The organism is Rhodoflexus sp., assembly GCF_053489755.1.
This window is the reverse complement of record NZ_JBRCHD010000009.1, coordinates 63,354-83,554: the sequence shown is the minus strand read 5'-3', so window position 1 is coordinate 83,554 and position 20,201 is coordinate 63,354. Positions and strand designations below refer to the sequence as shown.

Annotated in this window: 14 protein-coding genes; 3 read left to right on the top strand and 11 right to left on the bottom strand. The window is 46.4% G+C overall.

The features are described 5' to 3' along the window. Position 1: 1 nt before the first annotated feature. The gene (locus ACWIP2_RS01585) at positions 2–1,630 is read right to left on the bottom strand and encodes a S41 family peptidase (protein ID WP_448518138.1); all 1,629 of its coding nucleotides are present in this window, start codon (positions 1,628–1,630) and stop codon (positions 2–4) included. A gap of 180 nt (positions 1,631–1,810) precedes the next feature. Here ACWIP2_RS01585 and uvrA point away from each other — a divergent pair, with 180 nt between their 5' ends. Continuing rightward, entirely contained in the window at positions 1,811–4,693 is a 2,883-nt protein-coding gene (uvrA, locus tag ACWIP2_RS01580) for an excinuclease ABC subunit UvrA (protein WP_448518137.1), read from the top strand. Positions 4,694–4,772: 79 nt separating this feature from the next. Here uvrA and ACWIP2_RS01575 read toward each other — a convergent pair whose 3' ends face one another. The 4 genes from ACWIP2_RS01575 to ACWIP2_RS01560 all read right to left on the bottom strand — a co-directional run bounded on the left by ACWIP2_RS01575 (position 4,773) and on the right by ACWIP2_RS01560 (position 9,964). Beyond that, positions 4,773–7,397 carry an AAA family ATPase gene (locus ACWIP2_RS01575; protein ID WP_448518136.1) on the bottom strand — a complete coding sequence of 875 codons (2,625 nt, stop codon included), beginning with the start codon at positions 7,395–7,397 and terminating at the stop codon, positions 4,773–4,775. A 75-nt stretch (positions 7,398–7,472) separates the two neighbouring features. Further along, a complete protein-coding gene (locus ACWIP2_RS01570; RefSeq protein WP_448518135.1) occupies positions 7,473–8,084 on the bottom strand; it encodes a hypothetical protein in 612 nt (203 codons plus the stop codon). Positions 8,085–8,111: 27 nt separating this feature from the next. Continuing rightward, positions 8,112–9,467, bottom strand: coding sequence for a M24 family metallopeptidase (locus tag ACWIP2_RS01565; RefSeq protein ID WP_448518134.1), 1,356 nt, complete (start codon positions 9,465–9,467; stop codon positions 8,112–8,114). A gap of 71 nt (positions 9,468–9,538) precedes the next feature. Continuing rightward, complete coding sequence (locus ACWIP2_RS01560) at positions 9,539–9,964, bottom strand: DUF1573 domain-containing protein (RefSeq protein WP_448518133.1); 426 nt, start codon at positions 9,962–9,964, stop codon at positions 9,539–9,541. Between the two features lie 103 nt (positions 9,965–10,067). On the opposite strand from ACWIP2_RS01560, the gene ACWIP2_RS01555 reads away from it, so the two are divergent. Together ACWIP2_RS01555 and ACWIP2_RS01550 are read left to right on the top strand one after the other, a co-directional pair. Beyond that, the gene (locus ACWIP2_RS01555) at positions 10,068–11,348 is read left to right on the top strand and encodes a sensor histidine kinase (RefSeq protein ID WP_448518132.1); all 1,281 of its coding nucleotides are present in this window, start codon (positions 10,068–10,070) and stop codon (positions 11,346–11,348) included. A gap of 5 nt (positions 11,349–11,353) precedes the next feature. Next, the gene (locus tag ACWIP2_RS01550) at positions 11,354–12,049 is read left to right on the top strand and encodes a response regulator transcription factor (RefSeq protein WP_448518131.1); all 696 of its coding nucleotides are present in this window, start codon (positions 11,354–11,356) and stop codon (positions 12,047–12,049) included. On the opposite strand, the gene ACWIP2_RS01545 is transcribed toward ACWIP2_RS01550, so the two are convergent. From ACWIP2_RS01545 to ACWIP2_RS01520, 6 genes are all read right to left on the bottom strand, one after another. Beyond that, the gene (locus ACWIP2_RS01545; RefSeq protein WP_448518130.1) at positions 12,043–12,750 is read right to left on the bottom strand and encodes an FkbM family methyltransferase; all 708 of its coding nucleotides are present in this window, start codon (positions 12,748–12,750) and stop codon (positions 12,043–12,045) included. The two genes, ACWIP2_RS01550 and ACWIP2_RS01545, sit on opposite strands and share 7 nt — an antisense overlap. A 92-nt stretch (positions 12,751–12,842) precedes the next feature. Next, the gene (locus ACWIP2_RS01540; protein WP_448518129.1) at positions 12,843–16,271 is read right to left on the bottom strand and encodes an efflux RND transporter permease subunit; all 3,429 of its coding nucleotides are present in this window, start codon (positions 16,269–16,271) and stop codon (positions 12,843–12,845) included. Positions 16,272–16,285: 14 nt separating this feature from the next. Then, a complete protein-coding gene (locus ACWIP2_RS01535; protein WP_448518128.1) occupies positions 16,286–17,446 on the bottom strand; it encodes an efflux RND transporter periplasmic adaptor subunit in 1,161 nt (386 codons plus the stop codon). A 47-nt stretch (positions 17,447–17,493) separates the two neighbouring features. After that, positions 17,494–18,876: a TolC family protein gene (locus ACWIP2_RS01530; protein WP_448518127.1), complete on the bottom strand. Its 1,383-nt coding sequence runs from the start codon at positions 18,874–18,876 to the stop codon at positions 17,494–17,496. Further along, a complete protein-coding gene (locus tag ACWIP2_RS01525) occupies positions 18,873–19,514 on the bottom strand; it encodes a TetR/AcrR family transcriptional regulator (protein WP_448518126.1) in 642 nt (213 codons plus the stop codon). Before ACWIP2_RS01525 ends, ACWIP2_RS01530 begins: the two co-directional genes overlap by 4 nt. Before the next feature lie 62 nt (positions 19,515–19,576). Next, positions 19,577–20,152 carry a hypothetical protein gene (locus ACWIP2_RS01520; RefSeq protein ID WP_448518125.1) on the bottom strand — a complete coding sequence of 192 codons (576 nt, stop codon included), beginning with the start codon at positions 20,150–20,152 and terminating at the stop codon, positions 19,577–19,579. Positions 20,153–20,201 lie beyond the last annotated feature (49 nt).

Here is a 20,201-nt window from a genome sequence, read left to right as displayed (position 1 = left end):
ATCAGTTATTGATACTTACAGGCTCTCCCTTTTCGATTTTCTTGGCAACCTCAAACATTGTCAGCGCTTTTTGCAGCAGTTTATCCTGATCATTCATCACTCTGTAGAAGCCTTCTTCGCCATAAATACCTCTGGCAATCATTGCTTTAAGCAAGTTTCCAAGATAGTTCTTAGACTTCGCCCATTCGACTGGGCTGTATTTAATTTTTTCCTTGACTGCCGCCTCTACAATTGTCTGCAACATGCTTTCTGTAATTGTAAACTGCGTTACAAATACAGCCACAGGCTTAGACTGCCACTGGCTTTTGTAATTAGCAATGTAATTAGCCATGAACTCGCGATGCAGGTTTGCACTCAAAATACTATTGAGATAGGCTGTTTGGAAAGAGGTATCCGCAGGCACGAATACGTCGGGCATAATGCCGCCTCCACCATAGACCGTCCGCCCGAGTGAGGTTTTGTATTTCAACTTTTCGTCAAAGTGATTGCTGTCTGCTACGAACAATTCGCCATTGGCTAAACGGCGGGAGTAATCCTGTGCGTATTGTCCCAGATTTCCTTCTTGGTAGGGCTTCTGAATTGAGCGGCCGCTTGGCGTGTAGTAGCGCGAAATAGTCAGACGCAGTTCTGAACCATCGGAAAGCATGATCGGGCGTTGTACCAGTCCTTTGCCAAAAGATCGCCTGCCTACCAGTAGCGCACGGTCGTTGTCTTGCAAGGCTCCGGCAACAATTTCGGAAGCAGAAGCGCTCTCTTCGTTGATCAATACGATGAGACCGCCTTTTTCAAATAATCCGTTCTTAGAGGCATTAAACGCTTCGTTTTGATTGCTGTCTCTGCCCTTAGTGTAAACAATTAGCTTGTCGTCGCTGATCAATTCGTCTGCAATTTTAACTGCCCGATCCATATAGCCGCCGCTATTGCCGCGAAGATCCAAAACGAGTTGTGTCATTCCCTTTGAGATCAGTTGCTCAAGTGCACTTTTGAACTCGTCATAGGCACTTTCGCCAAAGCGCGCAAGTTTGATATAGCCCACTTTTTGATCAATCATATAGGCTGCCTCGAGGCTGTATTGCGGGATTTTATCGCGTACCACCACATAGCTCAGCGTATCCGGTACACCTTTTCGCACGATAGCAAGGTGTACTTTGCTCCCCTTCTTACCGAGTAACTTTTCGTAAACCATCCGATTGGAGATACCGATGCCTGCAATACGCTCGCCATTGACATAAACGATTTTATCGCCTGCGCGAATACCTGCTGTCTCTGCCGGACCACCGGCAATCGGCAGCTCCACCTGAAGCGTATCGCGCAAGATAGAAAACTGCACCCCGATCCCTTCAAAATGGCTTTTCAGCTGGTTGCCCATGATCTTCATATCCTTTGCAGGAATGTAGGTCGTATGTGGATCTAACTTCTCCAGCATCCGCTTGATAGCATAGTCCGTCAGTTCGTTGGTATTAGCCGAATCAACGTAATATTTATCAATGTAATTAAGTACTTCGCGCAGTTTATTGGTGCTTACGACTATATCGCCCGTTGTCTTACCCGATTGCGTGCCAAACATTTTTGCACCAATAAAAATGCCCGCACAAGTAGCCAAAGCAATAAAAATAGGGATGCGTATCATAAGTTGAGAGTAACGACTATCGCTCATACAAATTTGAAATGATGAAGGATGTTTCTATAACATTAAATTTAAGCAAATGTATGTTAGCACGTGCATTTTTATCAAACAAAAAAGATGCGTACAACTTATTTTCCTCTGAATCATCGGCTACCTTTGCGATTTCAACCATCTAAGTAAGGTATGTCTGCACACAACGGTACACCTTCCTCACCAGCTAAGGAAGAACTTATTGAAATTTACGGCGCACGTGAGCACAACCTGAAAGATATTGACGTAACCATTCCCCGCAACCGATTAGTTGTATTTACAGGTATCAGCGGCAGCGGCAAGTCTTCGCTGGCTTTCGATACGATCTACGCCGAAGGACAACGCAGGTATATGGAAAGTTTTTCGGCATATGCGCGTAGCTTCATTGGCAATATGGAGCGCCCTGATGTTGATAAAATTAGCGGGCTGAGTCCTGTTATCTCCATCGAGCAAAAAACGACCTCGCGCAATCCGCGCAGTACCGTCGGCACAACTACCGAAATCTACGACTTCATGCGCTTGCTGTTTGCCCGTGCAGGCGAAGCATATTCTTATGTAACGGGTAATAAGATGATCCGACAAACGGAGGATCAGATTATTGAGCTGCTTCTGACGGAGTTTGCCGATAAAAAATTAACTATTCTTGCACCTGTAGTCAAAGGCAGAAAAGGGCATTATCGCGAGCTGTTTGTCCAGATTAGCAAAGCGGGCTACAACAAGGTGCGCATAGACGGCGAAGTGCTGGATATTGTGCCCAAAATGCAACTCAACCGCTACAAGATCCACGATATAGAAATTGTGATTGACCGCGTAATTGTGCGCGAAGCAGACCGCTTCCGCATCACGCAGTCGCTCAAAACTGCACTCAAGGAGGGCAAGGGCATCGCAATGACGCTCGATGAAAACGGCAAAACGCGCTTTTACTCCAAATATCTGATGGATCCCGAATCGGGTATTGCCTACGACGAACCTGCGCCGAATATGTTCTCGTTCAATTCGCCCTACGGTGCCTGCGAAACCTGTAACGGGCTGGGTGTGATTGAGGAGTTTACGCGCAACTCGGTAGTTCCCGATGAAAGTCTGAGCATCAGTCAAGGCGCGATCGCTCCTTTGGGCGAGTATCGCGACATCTGGATTTTCAAGCAACTGGAAAGTATTCTGAAAAAATACAAGCAAAGCATCAGCACGCCCTTCTACAAACTGCCGGAAGAAGTTGTACAAGCAATTCTCTACGGTACGGGCGAAGAAGTTCCCGTTAAGTCGGTAAAATATCCGGGACAGGACTGGTATACCAAATTCGAGGGGATTATCAACTTCCTCCAAAAACAATTGGAAAGCGGCGGGGACAGCACATCAGAGTGGGTAAAAGAATTTATGGAGTCTAAAACTTGCCCGACTTGCAACGGCGCGCGCCTGAAAATTCAATCGCTGCATTTTCGAATCGCTGATAAAAATATTGCCCAACTGGCAAATATGGATATTCGCGAACTTGCCAAGTGGTTCGCCGAATTGCCGCCGCGCCTTTCTGAACGCCAGCGAGCCATTGCCGCCGAAGTACTGAAGGAAATCAATAAGCGCATCGGTTTTTTGCTGGATGTAGGGCTTGAATACCTGACGCTCAACCGCACTATGCGCACTCTTTCCGGTGGTGAGAGTCAGCGCATCCGTTTGGCTACGCAAATAGGTACGCAGTTAGTCGGCGTACTCTACATCTTAGATGAACCCAGTATTGGACTGCACCAGCGCGACAACATGAAGCTCATCAAGGCACTAAAAGACCTTCGCGATCTGGGCAATACCGTTCTGGTGGTAGAACACGACAAGGATATGATGCTCGAATCGGACTATGTGATAGATATTGGCCCCGGCCCGGGTATTCACGGCGGGCGCATAGTGGCAGCAGGCCCCCCAAAAGAGTTTCTGACACAGAAAAGTCTGACTGCCGATTTCTTGAGCAATCGTCTGCAAATTGCCGTACCTCAAAAAAGACGCAAGGACACTAATAAGTGGTTGATACTGAGGGGGGCTAAAGGACATAACCTCAAAAATGTAACGCTCAAATTGCCGCTGGGCAAAATGATTTGCATAACAGGCGTTTCGGGCAGCGGCAAATCTTCGCTGATCCACGAAACCCTATATCCCATACTAAGTCGCCACTTTTTCAATGCTAAAAAGAATCCACTGCCATACGAAGCCATAGAAGGGCTGGAGCATATAGACAAAGTGATCGAGATAGATCAGACACCTATCGGAAGAACACCGCGCTCCAATCCTGCTACCTATACGGGGATGTTTACCGATATTCGTAGCCTATTTGCCGAACTGCCCGAAGCAAAAATCAGAGGTTACAGGCCCGGACGCTTCTCGTTCAATGTCAAAGGCGGACGATGTGAAACCTGCGAGGGTGCAGGTAAAAAAACGATCGTCATGGAGTTTCTGCCCGATGTACTTGTAACATGTGAAACCTGTAAGGGCAAGCGCTACAACCGCGAAACGCTGGAAGTACGCTTCAAAGGCAAATCTATTGCCGACGTGCTGGACATGACTGTAGAGCAGGCTGTGGAATTCTTTGAGTTTCAGCCTTCTATCCTGCGCAGAGTAAAGGCGCTCAACGATGTCGGCTTGGGCTACATTACCCTCGGACAGCACGCAACTACACTTTCCGGGGGCGAAGCGCAGCGCGTCAAACTGGCTACCGAACTTTCCAAAAAAGATACGGGCAATACGCTTTACATCCTCGACGAGCCTACCACAGGGCTACACTTTCAGGACATTCAGCACCTGCTCGATATACTCAACAAATTAGTGGACAAGGGAAATACAGTACTGGTCATCGAGCATAATATGGATGTAATCAAGATGGCGGATCACTTGATAGATATGGGCTTAGAGGGTGGCGAAAAAGGCGGCTCTATCATTTTTGAAGGTACACCTGAGGAAATTATTCACCACCCAACCAGCTACACAGGACGTTTCCTAAAAGTTGAAATAGAGCTGTCTAAAAAGGCTACATGTAGCACAAACTTCAGTCTGTAGCTGTTTGATTATCAAGCATTTGATCAATCACAGACTAAAGCGTGTGTTACTTTTTTGGACAGCCTCTGTGCGAGGTGTTCTATCTGAAACCAATTTTTCGCTGCCCTATCAGCGCCTCTTCATTGGCATTGATGTTTTGCATATCGCTAAGGATGATTGTTTGCAGGGCTTCTTCAGTACGCGCACTCCGATCGAGCGTAGTCATGCGCAGGTGCTGTTTGCGAATCACCTCACTGATGAATTTGCGCACCGAACGGGCGTTGCCGAAGTATTTGTCGCGTTTTTCGTGCATCAGTTGCAATTGCTTGCGCAAATATGCTTGGCTTTCTGCGTCCATTTGTAGATTTTCGGAAGCAAGCATCGCTGTGGCAATCTGGTACAACTCGTCAACCGAATAATCAGGAAAGATCATTGTTTTATCAAAACGCGATTTTAATCCCGGATTGGACTCGATGAACCTGTCCATATTTTCGGGATAGCCGGCTACAATGACGATAAACTCGCCACGGCGGTCTTCCATTTGTTTGAGAATCGTCTCGAGTGCTTCGTGCCCAAAGTCATTACCGATGCCGTTAGATGCAAGTGCATAGGCTTCATCTACAAACAATACACCACCAATGGCTTCATCTATTTTCTCTTTCGTTTTGAGTGCAGTCTGCCCAACGAAGCCCGCCACCAACGACTGCCGATCGCACTCGACCAGTTGCCCGCGCTCTAAGATGCCCAGCGCCTTGTAGATTTTGGCAATAATACGAGCTACCGTTGTTTTACCTGTACCCGGATTTCCCTTGAAAACTGTATGCAGTGAAAAACGGTTGAGAATGTCGCGCCCGGTTTCGCGGTAGAACCGCACGAGTTTAATCAGCTCATGGATCTGATTCTTGATTTCAGTAAGCCCTGTAAGTGCATTAAGTTCCGATAGCGCCTCTTCAAGCAATATCTCATCTTCCTGAATATCAGGCAATAAGCGAGAGTCTTGCTGGAAAATACGCTGTACATCTGCCAGTTCTACGGTTTGCAGCATATCGTGCGTTACGTCTGTATGCTCGATATTGCGCATCACGCGAAGCCCCATGTTCATCTTGGCCTCATCTACGAGGGAGTTGACCAGACGCGCATTACCAAAGGTGCGGTCGCGGCTACGGAATTTTTCGACTATTTTTCTGTAGAGAAAATCAAAAGCTTCTTTACTGAACCTGATCTGACGCTGTCCGGCAGCCAACTCGATCAGTCGCAGCATCTCCTGCGGGAGATAGTCAGGGAAGTCGAAAAACATACCAAAACGCGACTTCAGCCCCGGATTGGCCTCCAGAAAAGTATCCATTTCCTTAGGATAGCCGGCTACAACAATAGCGATATTGCCCGGCCCATCAGACATTTCCTTGACCAGCGTTTCTATGACCTCGTGTCCATAGTCTTTCGTATCTTCAGGATTGCGCACCAGCGCATAGGCTTCGTCTATGAACAGGATGCCTCCACGTGCCTTGTCAATCAACTCCTTCACCTTAGGCGCAGTCTGCCCGATGTATTGTCCTACAAGTTCGGCTCTGCCTACTTCGTGTACACGTCCATTGCTCAGCAGTCCCAGATTTTTGTAGATCTTACCCAACATTTTGGCAATCGTGGTTTTACCTGTTCCGGGATTGCCTTTAAAAACTGCATGCAGATTAATTTTCCGGCTCTCATCGAATCCGCGGCTTTTGCGCAATTGCAAAAATTTGAGGTAATGGATATAGTCGTGGATTCGGGTTTTGATCTTTTGTAGGCCCACTAAATCGTCTAAACGTCGCAAAACCACATCCATGGGCTCGTCCTGATCCTCGTCGGTAGAGGCTTGCTGGGGCGGGTGCATTTCGTTGCCGCGCAGCAGCGGGCTTTCTCCTCTCACGTAGTTTTCGCCTGTACTAAATGGCACAACTGCCACCAGATGATCCATGAAAATTACTTCAAGGGTGTACTTATCAGGATACCAAGAGCCGCGCGTATCGCTCCCCCAACCGGTCGTGATTGTTACGCTGTCTTCCTCAGGGTTAACCCTACGCAACTCTGTAGTAACACCTTTCAGTTGCGCTGCGTCGTTGTAAAAATTGAAAAACAACTCACAGTACCATGAATTGCTTTGCAGATTTTGAAAAGTGAACTCTGCCCAAATATAGCGGGTGTCTCTGGTGTCGAATTGGGTGTAGTAAATGCGTTCTTCAGCGCTAACACCTTTGCTTGGTCCTTCGTAGAGTCGTACACGCTCTAATTCAAAATAGGGATTTTCAGTATCGGAAACAGGTCCGCCGCTTTCTATGTAAAATTTCTTTTTACCTACGATTTCGTCGTCAATGCTTGCCTCCCACTGGTAGTCGCCACGCGTCCAAAAAACACCGGGCGACTGGTTGCCCCAGCCTTCGCGCACCATTACGACGTTGTCTTCTGCGGAAACGCGGTAGTTGTCTAATCTAATTTCGCAAACCATCTCGCGTTTATTTTTTTCGGTTAGCCGGTAGCAACGAATCAAAATGTTGCAATCCCAGTCTTCTTCGTCAAAGAGTTTATTGTAAAAAGAAAGTTCGCAATACAGATAAGTCGTTTCCATATTTTCAAAGACTGTGCGGTATTTCTTTTTACCGTCGGCGAGCCACTCGGTAGAGCTATATACCTTCAAGTCCTTGAACTTGTAGTTTTTATCCAATGTCTTTTTACTTCTGAAAATCATTGCCACTTGCTACTATTCAGTTTAAAATTTTTCACTGCGGAAACTTCACCGAAATGTACGCATAATATCGTTCTTTTAAAAATGGAAACCTACCCTTACTACCCATGGACTCGCATAAGGAGAACGGAACTCATTCCATGAAAAGTTGTAGAGCACCGTAAAATTGAAGGCTGCACGTTCGCTCATGCCCTGCATGTATCCTCCACCCAGAAACGTTCCCGGCACCCAGTCGCGGCGCACCTCGCCAGCTAACAGATCAAAGTAAGCCGTATTCAAACTCTCATACTCCGCATGTGCGAAAAAGGGGGAAGAAACGAAAGGGAAGAAACGCCCGAAAACACGCCCGCCGTAGATATTGTTAGCAGTGGCATTAAAGCCCCTGAAGTTGAAGCGAATATACTGGTAAGTAGCCCCTACTCCAAGTTGGAGCTGTGGGGTAGCTTGGTAAAATGCCAGCGGCGATACGTCAATAAATGTTACATTGCCAAACTGGAAGCTGAAATTTCCGCCAAAACGCACGCGATCCATAAAGCGTCCCTCATCAGAAGTTTGCACGGGCTGCCTGCGAGGAGCAAAGGTACTGTCTGTTTGCGCTTTTGCATAGCTAACGGCAAAAAACAGCAGGAGGAGAGCGATGCTGTTGCCAAAGGTTTTTTGCATAAAAACCGGAATAATTTTCATTGACATATGCATTTAAGGTTTTATGGGTTGCTGTTAAGGCTTTAGATGTTGCACTTTTCTTGGAATCAGTATCCACTCTTTCTGCCTCCCGTCTATGTAGCGCACCCGACCGCTGTCTTCCAACAGGGCAGGCTGCTCCAGCATGATGCGGATTTCTTTACCTTTCCACTCGGCAGGGGCAACTTTTACATTCAGTTCGATTGCATAAGCAGTATTGGGGCGGAGCGGATAGTCGCCTGCACCCGGCACATTGACCTGATTGTCCCACATGCCAATAGCAGGGCCTGCGGCGTGTCCGTGCATACCCAGCGGATGCGAGTAGATCTGTGCATTGATGCCTTCTTTTTTCGACTGGTCGAGCGTAAGTTTAAGCACTTCGTTGCCGGTTCTGCCTGCCTTGAAATGCCCTGTCAGAATATCCTGCGCGCGATTGCCCATTGCCAGTGCCTTTTTCAGGTATTCGGGCACGTCTGTTTCGCCGGGTTTAAGCACATAGGCCATCTGTTGCGTATCGGTATGCATAGTAATGTATTCAAAACCAAAGTCTATGCGCAAAATATCACCAGGCATAATAACGGTCTGTCCGTCGGGACGGGTTGCAAAGGAATACAAGGGCTGGTCGGGGCGCTGTACGTCCACTGTCGGATGAAACCATGCCTGTAGCTTTAGCTCTGCCATGCGCTCGCGATACCACCAGACCACCTCATCTGTAGTTGTAACGCCCGGCTGGATGACATTTTCAGAAAGCCCTTCGGCAATAATCAGGTGTGCAATGCGGCTGGCCTGTTCAAAAATCATCATTTCGGCAGCAGTGCGCGTCTCTAACCAGTTGACAGACAAGCGCTCGCCCGAAACCACATTTGCTTTGAATTTTTCGGGAAGTCTGCTCATCAGATTATCGTACTCGGTGCGGCTAATCCCATCGGCATGAGCAAAAGTTTCGGAGTAGTTCAGTGCAATGCGTTTCGGATTGCGCTCCTCAATGAGTTGTATCAGGCGTTTCCACTGGTCAGGCTCTTGCTCCGGATTCCATGCGGCTTTGAATAGATTGCCTACATTGTAGCGGGCAACGGCCAACAGCTCCAGCCCCTGCGCTTGGCCTCGATCATAGATAAACAAGATAGTCTTGCGTCGTGCTGAAATCCACGTAGAAGGTAGCATCGTACGCATGACGGGGTCTTCGTTGTATTCTTCTGCAATCAGCAGCCAGAGGTCAACACCGTTTTCGCGCATTAGTCCGGGCAGCAGGTTGGTCAAGCGATCTTCCAACAGCCGATCGCGCACTGCGGCACGCTCCTGTAATGATAAAATACGTGGCAAATCGCTTTGTGCCACCAAAACAGTCGCCCAGCAGCAGACAACTGCCAACATGTATGTTCTTCGAAGCATCGTTAAAGTAAAATTGCCGTTTGATGGCAATATATACCAACAAGCGGCAATGAACAAAATGTATAGAAGTATTATTGTTTTACTTCTACGTTGCCTTTCAGGGTCAGTACAGCAACACCGCCTTCTACGTTGGCAGTGATGCTCACTGTTTTGTTAAATGCACCAGGAGCAGCAGCGTTGAAAGTAGCTTTAATTTCCGCAGATTCGCCCGGAGCGATCGGCTCTTTTGGCCAGTTTGGTACAGTACAGCCGCACGAGCCTTGCGCGCTGGTAATTACCAATGGAACTTTGCCTGTATTCTTAAATTTAAAAGAGGCTGTAACAGGCTGATTTTGAGGAATGTTTCCAAAATCGAACGTTGTTTTGTCCCACTGGAAAGCAGCCATGTTAGTATTTTGCGCAACAGATTTATTTGCTGCATTTTGCGTATTTTGAGCAAAAGAAACAACTGATACCATTAGGGCAAATGCCAGTGTAAAGAAGACATGCTTTTTCATAGCAGATTTTAAATTTAATGATGAAACATTCTTTTTGCAAATCAACGCAAAGCCGCGCAATCTTTGCGTTAATGAATTGGTAAGGTTTGTTAATGACTTGTTAATGCAAAGAAAAACGCTCAGACGGCTGGTCATTCCTGCTACGCTAAGTATTCTTGGCATCATCATCACCCAAATTTACTGGGTAAGCAATGCTTTTAACCTCAAAGAGAAGCAATTAGATCAGCGCATCCACATTGCCTTACAAACCGTTGCTGAGCAGATTGCAGCCTACAACAAGAGTACGCTTCCCAATTCGGATGTCGTTAATCAGGTGGCTTCCGATTATTTTATTGTCAATGTGAATGATATGATTGACGTGAATATCTTAGAACTCTATCTCAAGCGAGAGTTTAGCCGCGTCAATCTGCAACTCGATTTTGAATATGGGATTTACGATTGTACAACAGACCAGATGATGTACGGCAGCTATGTCAGCAGCAAGAAGAACGATGAAAATACAATCGTTACTCGCGAACTGCCCAAATATGATAAATTTATCTACTACTTTGGGGTAAATTTCCCACAAAAAAAGCAGTACTTGCTGTATGATATGCGGTTGTGGGCTGTATCTTCGCTGTTAATTTTGGCTTTGGTTGTATTTTTTGGCTATGCGCTGTATGTAATCTTAGCACAGCGGAGGCTGGCAGAAATTCAAAAAGATTTTGTAGATAATATGACACATGAATTTCAAACCCCTATCGCTACCATTAGCATTGCCGCCGATGTTTTGCTGAATCCTGAAATTGTGAAACAACCCGACAGACTGGCGCGCTATGCGCAAATCATCAAAAAAGAAACGCAACGACTTCAAAAGCAAGTGGAAAGCATTTTGCAGGCAAACCGCGCTGAAAGAGTCGGTTTGACATTACAAAAAGAACTCATAAACCTAAACGATTTGGTACAAGAAGTTATCGGGCATTTTCAACTGCAACTCAAAGAAAAGCAAGCCGAAGCGCGCATACAACTTTCGCTCCACCCTGCCCCATTGATTGTTCATGCCGACGGCAGCCACCTGACCAATCTGATAATCAATTTATTAGACAATGCGGTTAAATATGCCGGCAATCATCCGGAGATTCATTTGCGAACTACAACCGAAAACGGGCGTATCTTGCTGCAAGTAGCCGATAACGGCCCGGGCATTCCCGCAAAATATCGCAATAAGATATTCCAAAAATTTTACCGTATTCCTACAGGCAATTTGCACAATGTCAAAGGTTTTGGCTTAGGGTTGCACTATGTAAGCAACATTGTCAAGGCGCACGGCTGGCAAATACGTCTTAACTGCCCCGAAAGCGGCGGCAGCGTTTTTGAAATTGTGATTCCCAACTTTCAAAAATAAGCGCTATGCATGCTCCGCAAATTTTGTATGTAGAAGATGATTTGAGTTTAGGGTTTGTAACCCAAGACAATCTGGAACTGCGCGGCTATGTGGTGCGCCATTGCGAAAACGGCAAAAGCGCTTTGGCTGCTTTCAAGGAACAGCGCCCCGACATTTGCGTGCTGGACGTCATGCTGCCCGACTTAGACGGCTTTTCGCTGGCGCGGGAAATCAGACAATTAGACGCTGAAATACCTATTATTTTTCTCACATCTAAATCGCAAAAAGAGGACAAACTCAACGGGCTTCGGTTGGGCGGCGACGACTACTTGACCAAACCATTCAGCATCGAAGAGTTAGACCTCAAGATTCAGGTTTTCCTCAAGCGAAGCCGCGTGAACCCGCCCGAGATAGACAAATCTATAGACCGAATCGGCGAATATTACTTTGATGCCGACAATCTGACGCTGATTCATGGCGAAAACAAACAGATACTCACCAAACGAGAGGCTGATTTGTTAGCTTTGTTTTGCAAACACAAAGGCAACATCCTGAAACGCGAAGAGATTTTACAGGAAATTTGGGGCACTGATGATTATTTTGCCGGCAGAAGTCTAGATGTGTTTATTTCGCGCTTGCGCAAATACCTCAAAGCCGATGAGCGCATTGCCATTGAAAATGTGCATGGCGTAGGTTTTAAACTAGTGGTCAATCCTCACTGACGTTTGCCCCAAAGAGCGTCTTTTACATCTGCTTTGAATCGCTTCCATGCAAGCGTCCACTCGTTGATGCGCAAATTCCAACGGTCGGCAGATGTGATGGGAAACAACCCGCGACGGATGTAAACGCTGTCGCTCTGGTCTTTGTACCAAAGTTGGTAGCCGTTTGTTTGCATCCAATTGGTAATTTCGTTGATAAACGGATTGATGTAGCGTTTTCCGTGCGTTTCAACCGAAATAACCGCCGGTCTGCTTTTCATGTATTTAAGTACGTACCACTCGCAGCCTTCAATATCTATGCTCAATAGGTCTATCGTTCCATCATCTAAACTGTCAAATCTTTTAGCAGGAACGGTAAATTTATCTGCATCTTGCTTTTGATAAGCGTCATTTGCCAAAGCCGGACTATTCTCTAATACGCTTGCGAAGGTCGAGGCTGCCCTATTCATCAATTCAATGCTGCCTTCGCTGTCGAACACAGCGACAGGATGCAGCGTAATGGGATATTTATCGCCAAAATACTCCCGAATAGCGGCTACACAGCGGGGGTCGGCTTCTACAAGCGTAGCGCGGATGCCCCGCTTGATGTAGGCCAGAATATTAGATGTTTCGGGTAAATACACGCCCACCTCGGCCACATGGGAGGGAATAAATTTTTTCCGAATCAGGCGACGATAAATCAGTTTATTTTCGGCAAGATGCATAACGTCAGCAAAATTACATAAAAAAAAGGTTGCCACATCTATCAGACGCGGCAACCTTGGGTACTAACGAAATCAGATACTACAATTATCTCTTAGCTAACCAGTTTAGCGAGCCTATAGGTCAGGCGATCGGCTAAGAAATACATCACAGGTACAACTACCAGCGTCAGGAAAGTCGAAAAGGTAAGCCCGTAAACAACCGTCCAAGCCATCGGCCCCCAAAACTCTGCATTCTGACCGCCCCAGTAAATATCAGGACTGAAATGAGAGTACAGCCCGAAGAAATCTACGTTCAAACCAATTGCCAGTGGAATCAGACCCAGTACGGTTGTGATTGCTGTCAGTAGTACCGGACGCAGACGCATGAAACCGGCTTCGATTAGGGCTTCGCGTACTTCGGTGGCATCTAACCGATTATCTTCTGACAGCCCAAGCGCTTGCTTGCGTTTGGCCATCAACTGGTTAGCGCAGTCAATGAGTACAATGGCGTTGTTTACTACCACACCTGCCAGAGAGATAATACCGATGCCGGTCATAATAACTACAAAGTCTGAACGGGTAAATGCCAACCCCAGAAATACGCCGATTAAGCTGAAAGGTACGGTTGCCATCACCAGCAGCGGCTGTGTCAAAGAGTTAAATTGCGATACCAATATCAAGAAAATTAGCGCTAAGGCTATCAGCATGGCGTTGAACAAGAAAGCTATTGACTGTGCCTGCTCCTCCTGTTCTCCGGTAAACTTGAAACTGTAGCCGGCAGGAGGGCTGTAATCTGCCAGCGCTTCTTTTACTTGGGCTACTACTTCGTTGGCATTGTAGCCTTCGGTAATGTTGGAAACCAGCGTTACGAGGCGCTCGTTGTTTTTGTGTTTGACTGCGCCAAAAGACGAGGAGTACTCCATATTGGCAACCGAAGAAATGGGAATCTGGCTGAAACGACCTTTATTGTCGCGGAAAGTAATTTTTTGGTCATTCAGGCGTGAAAGATCGTAGCGGAAGTCATCGCCAAGACGCAGGTTGATCGGATAATCATCCTTGCCGTCTTTGATCTTAGAAATTTCTTTGCCGTAGATAGCTGTTCGCATATTCATTGCGAGCATAGAGGTTGACAAACCGAGACGCTGTGCTTTTGCACGATCTATTTGCAAGAGCAGTTCAGGTTTACCAACGTCAATACCGATCTTTAAACCGTCTATGCCCGCAATGTTATTTTTCTCGATAATTTCCTTCATTTTTTCCGCCTCGCGGATGAGCGTCAGGTAATCGTCGCCAATAATCTCTATATTGATAGGCGCACCTACAGGCGGGCCGGTCCGCTGTGCATCGGTAACAATTTTCAATCCGGGAATGGTTTTAGCCATCTCGCTGAGTTTGCGTTGCGCCTCTCGCGTATCCAATCCTCCACGTTCGGAGTATTCAACAAAGTTTACTGTGATTTTACTTTTGTGAGGCGTTACAGAACCGCCTTGCGTAAAGTCATTCGGACTGCTGGTGTTTTCTCCTACGTTAGTTACGATTGCTTTTACCGCCTTTTCGAAAGGGCGCAAAACTTCATAGACCTTTTTCTCGACATTTTCAGTCAGGCGGTTGGTTGTACTTACGTCTGTACCCAGCGGTGCTTCAATGTACAAGTAAACAATCGAAGGCGCTGTGTTGGGGAAAAAATCTACCATTGGTTTGCTGCCAAAGTAAATAACAATGCCTGCAAACATCAGTACAATGCTGCCAAAGAAGAACGACAGCGGACGCACGCGACCTTTCAATGCGAAGCGAATCGTATTTTTATACACCACTTCCAATTTGGTCAGCAGCACATCCTGAAACCAGCGCGATGCGGGGCGAAAGAAAAAAACGTTGATCAGTGTAAGCACTGCCAGCGTCATCAGTATATTGCCAAGGCTGTAAGTATCGGAAACGAAATAGGCAGGAATGGACAAAGCAAAGCATACGATCGCAAATCGGATGAGAGGTTTGGGCGCAGTCTGGTCTTTTTCCAACTTCATGAAAGTTGCTGCCACCACAGGATTCACAATCAACCCGACAAACAGCGAAGAAGACAACACGACAATGAGCGTGATCGGCAGAAACTTCATAAACTCCCCTACCAGTCCGCCCCAGAACATCAGCGGCAGAAAAGCTGCCAGCGTAGTCATAGTAGAAGTGATAATGGGAACTGCAACCTCGCCTACTCCTTGCAAAGCAGCTTCTATACGGGGCTTGCCTGCCTCCATCAGTCGGTAAGTGTTTTCGATAACTACAATCGCGTTATCTACTAACATACCTAAGGCCAACACGAGTGAGAACAGGATCATGATGTTGATTGTTGCACCAATGAAACTCAGTACCACAAAAGAAAGCATCATAGAAAGCGGAATAGCAAGCCCTACAAACATTGCGTTGCGCAAGCCCATGAAAAACAGCAATACGCCCACCACCAGAATCATCCCGAAGATGATGCTGTTCTCTAAGTTGCTGATCTGAATTTTCATCTGATCTGCCTGATTGTTGGTCAGAATAATATTCAGATTCGGCGGAAGCGCGCCCGAAGATTTTGCTTTTACCAGTAGTTCCTGAATTTTGGCATCTGCGGCAATGAGGTTTTCCTTATTGCGTTTTACCACATTGAGCGAAATAACGGGCTGTCCGCCTGTCTTTAGGAAATCCTGTGTAGCAAGGCGTGCATAGCTTTTGCGCTCGATATAGCTGTCTTTTACGGTTGCTATATCTCTCAAATAAACAACGTTCTGATCTTCTGCTTTTACGATCACATCGGCAATTTCATCGGCAGTCTGAAACTCGCCTGAAATACGCATCGAGCGTCTGTAGCCGTCTGTCAGTACTTCACCGCCCGAAATAGTTACATTCTCGGCGCGCACTGCATTTTCGATATCTGCAAAAGTAACGCGGCGCGCTTCCATTTTGTAGATGTCTGCATTGATTTGAATCTCCCGATCCAACGCGCCTATAATATCTACGCGCGAAACTTCGGGCAAGGCCTCAAACATTTCCTCCAGATAGTTGGCGTATTTTTTCAACTGCGCCATCTCAAAATCGCCGGAAATATTAACCGTTACAATCGGCACTTCCGACAAGTCCACCTCCAGCACTACCGGATCTTGATCCAGATCGCTTGGCAGGTCGCGTTTAGCTTTGTCAACCGCATCTTTGACATCTTGCAAAGCCTTAGCAATTTGTACCTTTTCGGTAAACTCAATCACAACTACGGAAACATCCTGCGACGAGGTTGAGGTAACTTTTTTTACCCCTTTCAATCCTTTGATCTCTTTTTCAATCGGGCGTGTAATCAGGTTTTCGATATCTACGGGAGAGTTGCCGGGATAAACTGTATTGACATAAACCGTTGGAAATACAATTTCAGGAAAGGATTCCTTAGGCATGTTGCTGTAGGAGATCAAGCCAAACATAACAATAATGAAAGTGAGGATGAATACGCTGGTGCGGTTTTTAATTGCCAGCGTACTGAGCGCAAACCTCCGTTTGATGTCTTTAGTTTCTTCCATTGGACTACTGCCGTTTATTGTTTTTGTGCAACCTTATTGCCTTGTACTACCTCAACCTCATCGCCATTAACTACTTCGTTGTAGCCTTTGGTAATGATCTGATCGCCTATGCTCAATCCTTCTTCAACCATCGTCTGACCTGCATAAGACCTTCCGGATTTAATTACTGCGCGCTCGACAACCTGTTTACCATCTTTTTCACGCAGTACGTAGATAAATTTTTCGCCACTTGCCGATTGCTGAATCAAATACGAAGGAACTACTAAGGCATCTTTGCGGAAAAAATCGCGAATTTTGACGACAGCCAGTGAATTGGGCTTCAGCAAGCCATCGGGGTTAGCTGTCCGCATCTGAATTTTGAAAGTGCGGTTGTTGGGATTAATGAACTGTCCCACCATATTGACTTTGAGTTTCAGCTCTTTATTAACAGCAGGAAATGAGACCAGCACCTCATCACCACGGCGGATAGCCGCTGTATATACTTCGGACACGTCTGCATTAATTTCTACCTGAGAAATATTGACGATGCGCCCCATAGGCACAGCAGGGTTTGCCATTTCGCCTACGTTTTGCATCAAGTCTTCTACCATGCCGTCAATTGGTGCGCGAACCAATGATTTGCTCAACTGCGTTTTGGTAGTAGCCAGCGTTTTTTCAAGGGCTTCCATGTTGTTTTTGGCTTGCAGATACTGCACTTCCGAGCCAATCTTCTGATTCCATAGGTTTGCCTGACGCTCGTAAACAGTGCGGGCAAGTTCTAATCGGGTTTCTATTTCAGCAATACTTTTGCGGATATTTTCTGCATCTATCTCTGCAATCACTTGTCCTTTGCGAACCATATCGCCAACCTGCACATATCTTTTGATAATGACTCCGGAAATTTCAGGAGCAATCACCACGTTCTGATCAGATGCTACATTGCCTTGTACTTCTACAAAATGGGCAAAATCTTTTGCAGCAAGTGGCATAACTTCTACCAATTTTTTAACAACGGCTGCAGGATTTGCCTGTGCAATCTGCTCCTCTAACTTGGCGATTTCTGCTTTAATTTGAACTGCCTGCGCCCTTAGCTCAGCAAGGCGCTTGCGCTTACCTTCAAGTGATTCATCAGCGCTCTTGTTACATGCGGTTACTGCCATCAGAACAGCAAGGGCAAAAACATAATGTTTTGTCATTTTTTTGTGAAAAATTACGAGTAAGGAGGGATAAGTCAAGTTTTGTTCTATTTGATTAGTCTGCCTGTTGCCTTATCTACATCTACTTTGGCAATCAGCGCTTCGTAAAGCGCATTGTAATAACCTGTTTCGGCTTGTTTGTAGTCATTTTCAGCGTTAACTACCTCCAGATTAGAACCCACACCTTCTTTGTACTTGAGCCGACTGACGCGCGCTACCTCTGCGGCCAGTTCCATATTTTTGCGCTGTGTTTGCAGGTTGTCCATCGCATTGGCAAGATTGGTTTGTGCTTGTCTCAGTTCCAGATCAATACTGCGACGCAGGTTCAGCATCGTATTTTCCGTCTGAATGAGTTCCATTCGACTTTTTTGGATCAGATAATGACGGCGCATCCCGTCAAAAATCGGCACGCTAAGCGTCAGACCAACATTGCCAAAGCCAATCCAGTTAGCCCCGCGAAACAAGTTTTCCACCGATGAAGGACCTGCAAGGCTGCCATACTGAAAAGTAGCCGAGAGGCGCGGCAGGTAACCCAAACGATCGCGCTTGATGGCGAGTATATTCAGTTCGCGCTGTGTTTCCAGCAGACTGTATTCAGGGCGCAACTTGTAGTCGAAGGTTTCCTGTGCTTGTGCTTGCAAAAACATCGCATCGGGATTAATTTTTTGCAGCGACTCGCCAATGCTGATTTCATCGCTCTGTTGCAAGCCCATCTGGAACTTGAGGAAAGACTTGCTAATCTCTACCAGACGCAAAACGCGCTGCTTTTCCATTTTCAGATTGTTTAAGTTTACCTCCAACCTATCTACGTCAATTTTTTCAACAAATCCATTGGCATACATTGCCTTGGTTTCGTTTAAAAGTGCCTCTACGCGCTGTACGTTGGCATCCAGCAGTCCTATGCGCTCTTCGGAAATAAGCAGCCCGTAATATGCCTTAGTAACAGCCTCTACGACATCTATCTTGCTGCGCACCAAGTTTTTCTCTGCCAGTTTTGCATAGACAGCAGCAGCGCGCAGCCCCAGAAACCATGTAGCATCAAAAAGCATCTGATTGGCAGAGACAGCAGCATTTCCCTGAAACGGCGGCTGAAAAGGCAAACCGACAAACTCGCCCTCCGGCGCATTCGGATTAAGAAACTGCGCCGGCAAGAAGGCAACCGTTAACTTGTAGTTGTGTACGACCGATCCGCCCGCATTGATTTGCGGCAAGCCATCGGCGCGCGTGATGCCGATTTGCGCCTTGGCTATTTCTACATCGGCTTTGGCGTTAGCTACCGACGGGGAGTGATTCAGCGCATAGTCTATGCACTGCTCAAGTGTGTAGTTCTGCAAAATCACCTTTTCAGGATTGCCTGAAGAAAGCTTCCCTTGTGCAAAGGTTAGCGGCAGGATGCATGCTAATAGACTAAAAGTGAGGACTGTTCTCATAAAGGTTGGGATTGTGAAAGTTTCTCGCTTTGATGATAAACTTGACGATATTGAATGAGTTTGGAATAGCCTTTCAGCGTAACGATGCCGTGGACGAAGTGATCGAAAAACTCCCATTGCACATCCAGCACGTTGTATTTATCAAACGGAAACAACGTAGGATCGAAGCCCATTTGCACCTGTTCTACCCGCATTTTGGCGAGCACTTCTATATTGATTTCTTTGCGGAAATACCCCTCTTCTACTCCTCGCTGCATGAGCTTGATCAGCGCTCCGAGGAAGTACTGCTCCTTAAATCTTTTGTAAATGCTCCACGCGTTGGGGTGGTACTTTTGCAGGTCAAAAACAACGACCGGGTTAACCATGCGTATCATTTTTTTGATCTGCTCTGCTCCCAGAGTGATTTCCTCGACCGCGTCTCTTGCCCGTTCGCTAATCAGTTGAAAGTCGCGAATATCCTGCGAAAGCATTTCATGCACCATGACAGAGACCAGATCGTCCTTGTCTTTGTAATACTGGTAAATGGTTTTTTTGGAAACGCCCACCTTTCGCGCAATGTCATCCATGCTGACGCTGCGGATACCATAAGCGTGAAATAACTGGTCGGCTTCCTTCAAAATACGTTCTTTGAGTTCCAAAGTCTTGTGTGTTGTTTAAGAACGCACAAAACTATGGAAACTTTTAATAAACTCAAAGTTTCCTAAGGATATTTTGTTTTCCAAACCAGTACCGAGTCCATACCAAAGTAGTTGGCATAGGCGCGATTGTTGAAGTAATTGGAGATGTTTTGATCGTGAAGATCCTCGATAAAAATCAACTCATCTAATCTGTATTCGATAGGCTTCAGATAAACCACACTCTTTAAATCCAACTGCTGTATTTTATTCATCGCCTTGTAACGCGCATAGTACTGCTCTTTGTAAGCGCGGGCATTTCCCTTTAGCAATACTTTCCATGCAAGTCCTACTTTGGTATTCACCGAAAAAATCTTAGTCCCAATAAATAACATAACAGCAACGGTAAGAAAATTGGGCAGGCTTTGGAAGACGACGCCGCGCCTCAGTCGCAAGTACTGCACACAGGCAAAACACCCAAAAAAGAGCGTTGTCAGCCACCACAAATAGGCGATATTTTCAATTCGCTTGGGTATATAAGGTTCTTTGATAAAAAGCGGATAAGCGACAAGGATAGCAAGAAGAATAATCCCCCCCGATGGCGAATAATAATACGATGCTGCCGATATTGTTAAACCTGAACACTGTGTTCTTAGCGGCAATTCGGCTCATTTGAGGAAGCGGCAGAAAAAGCGCTGCCAGCAATGGCAG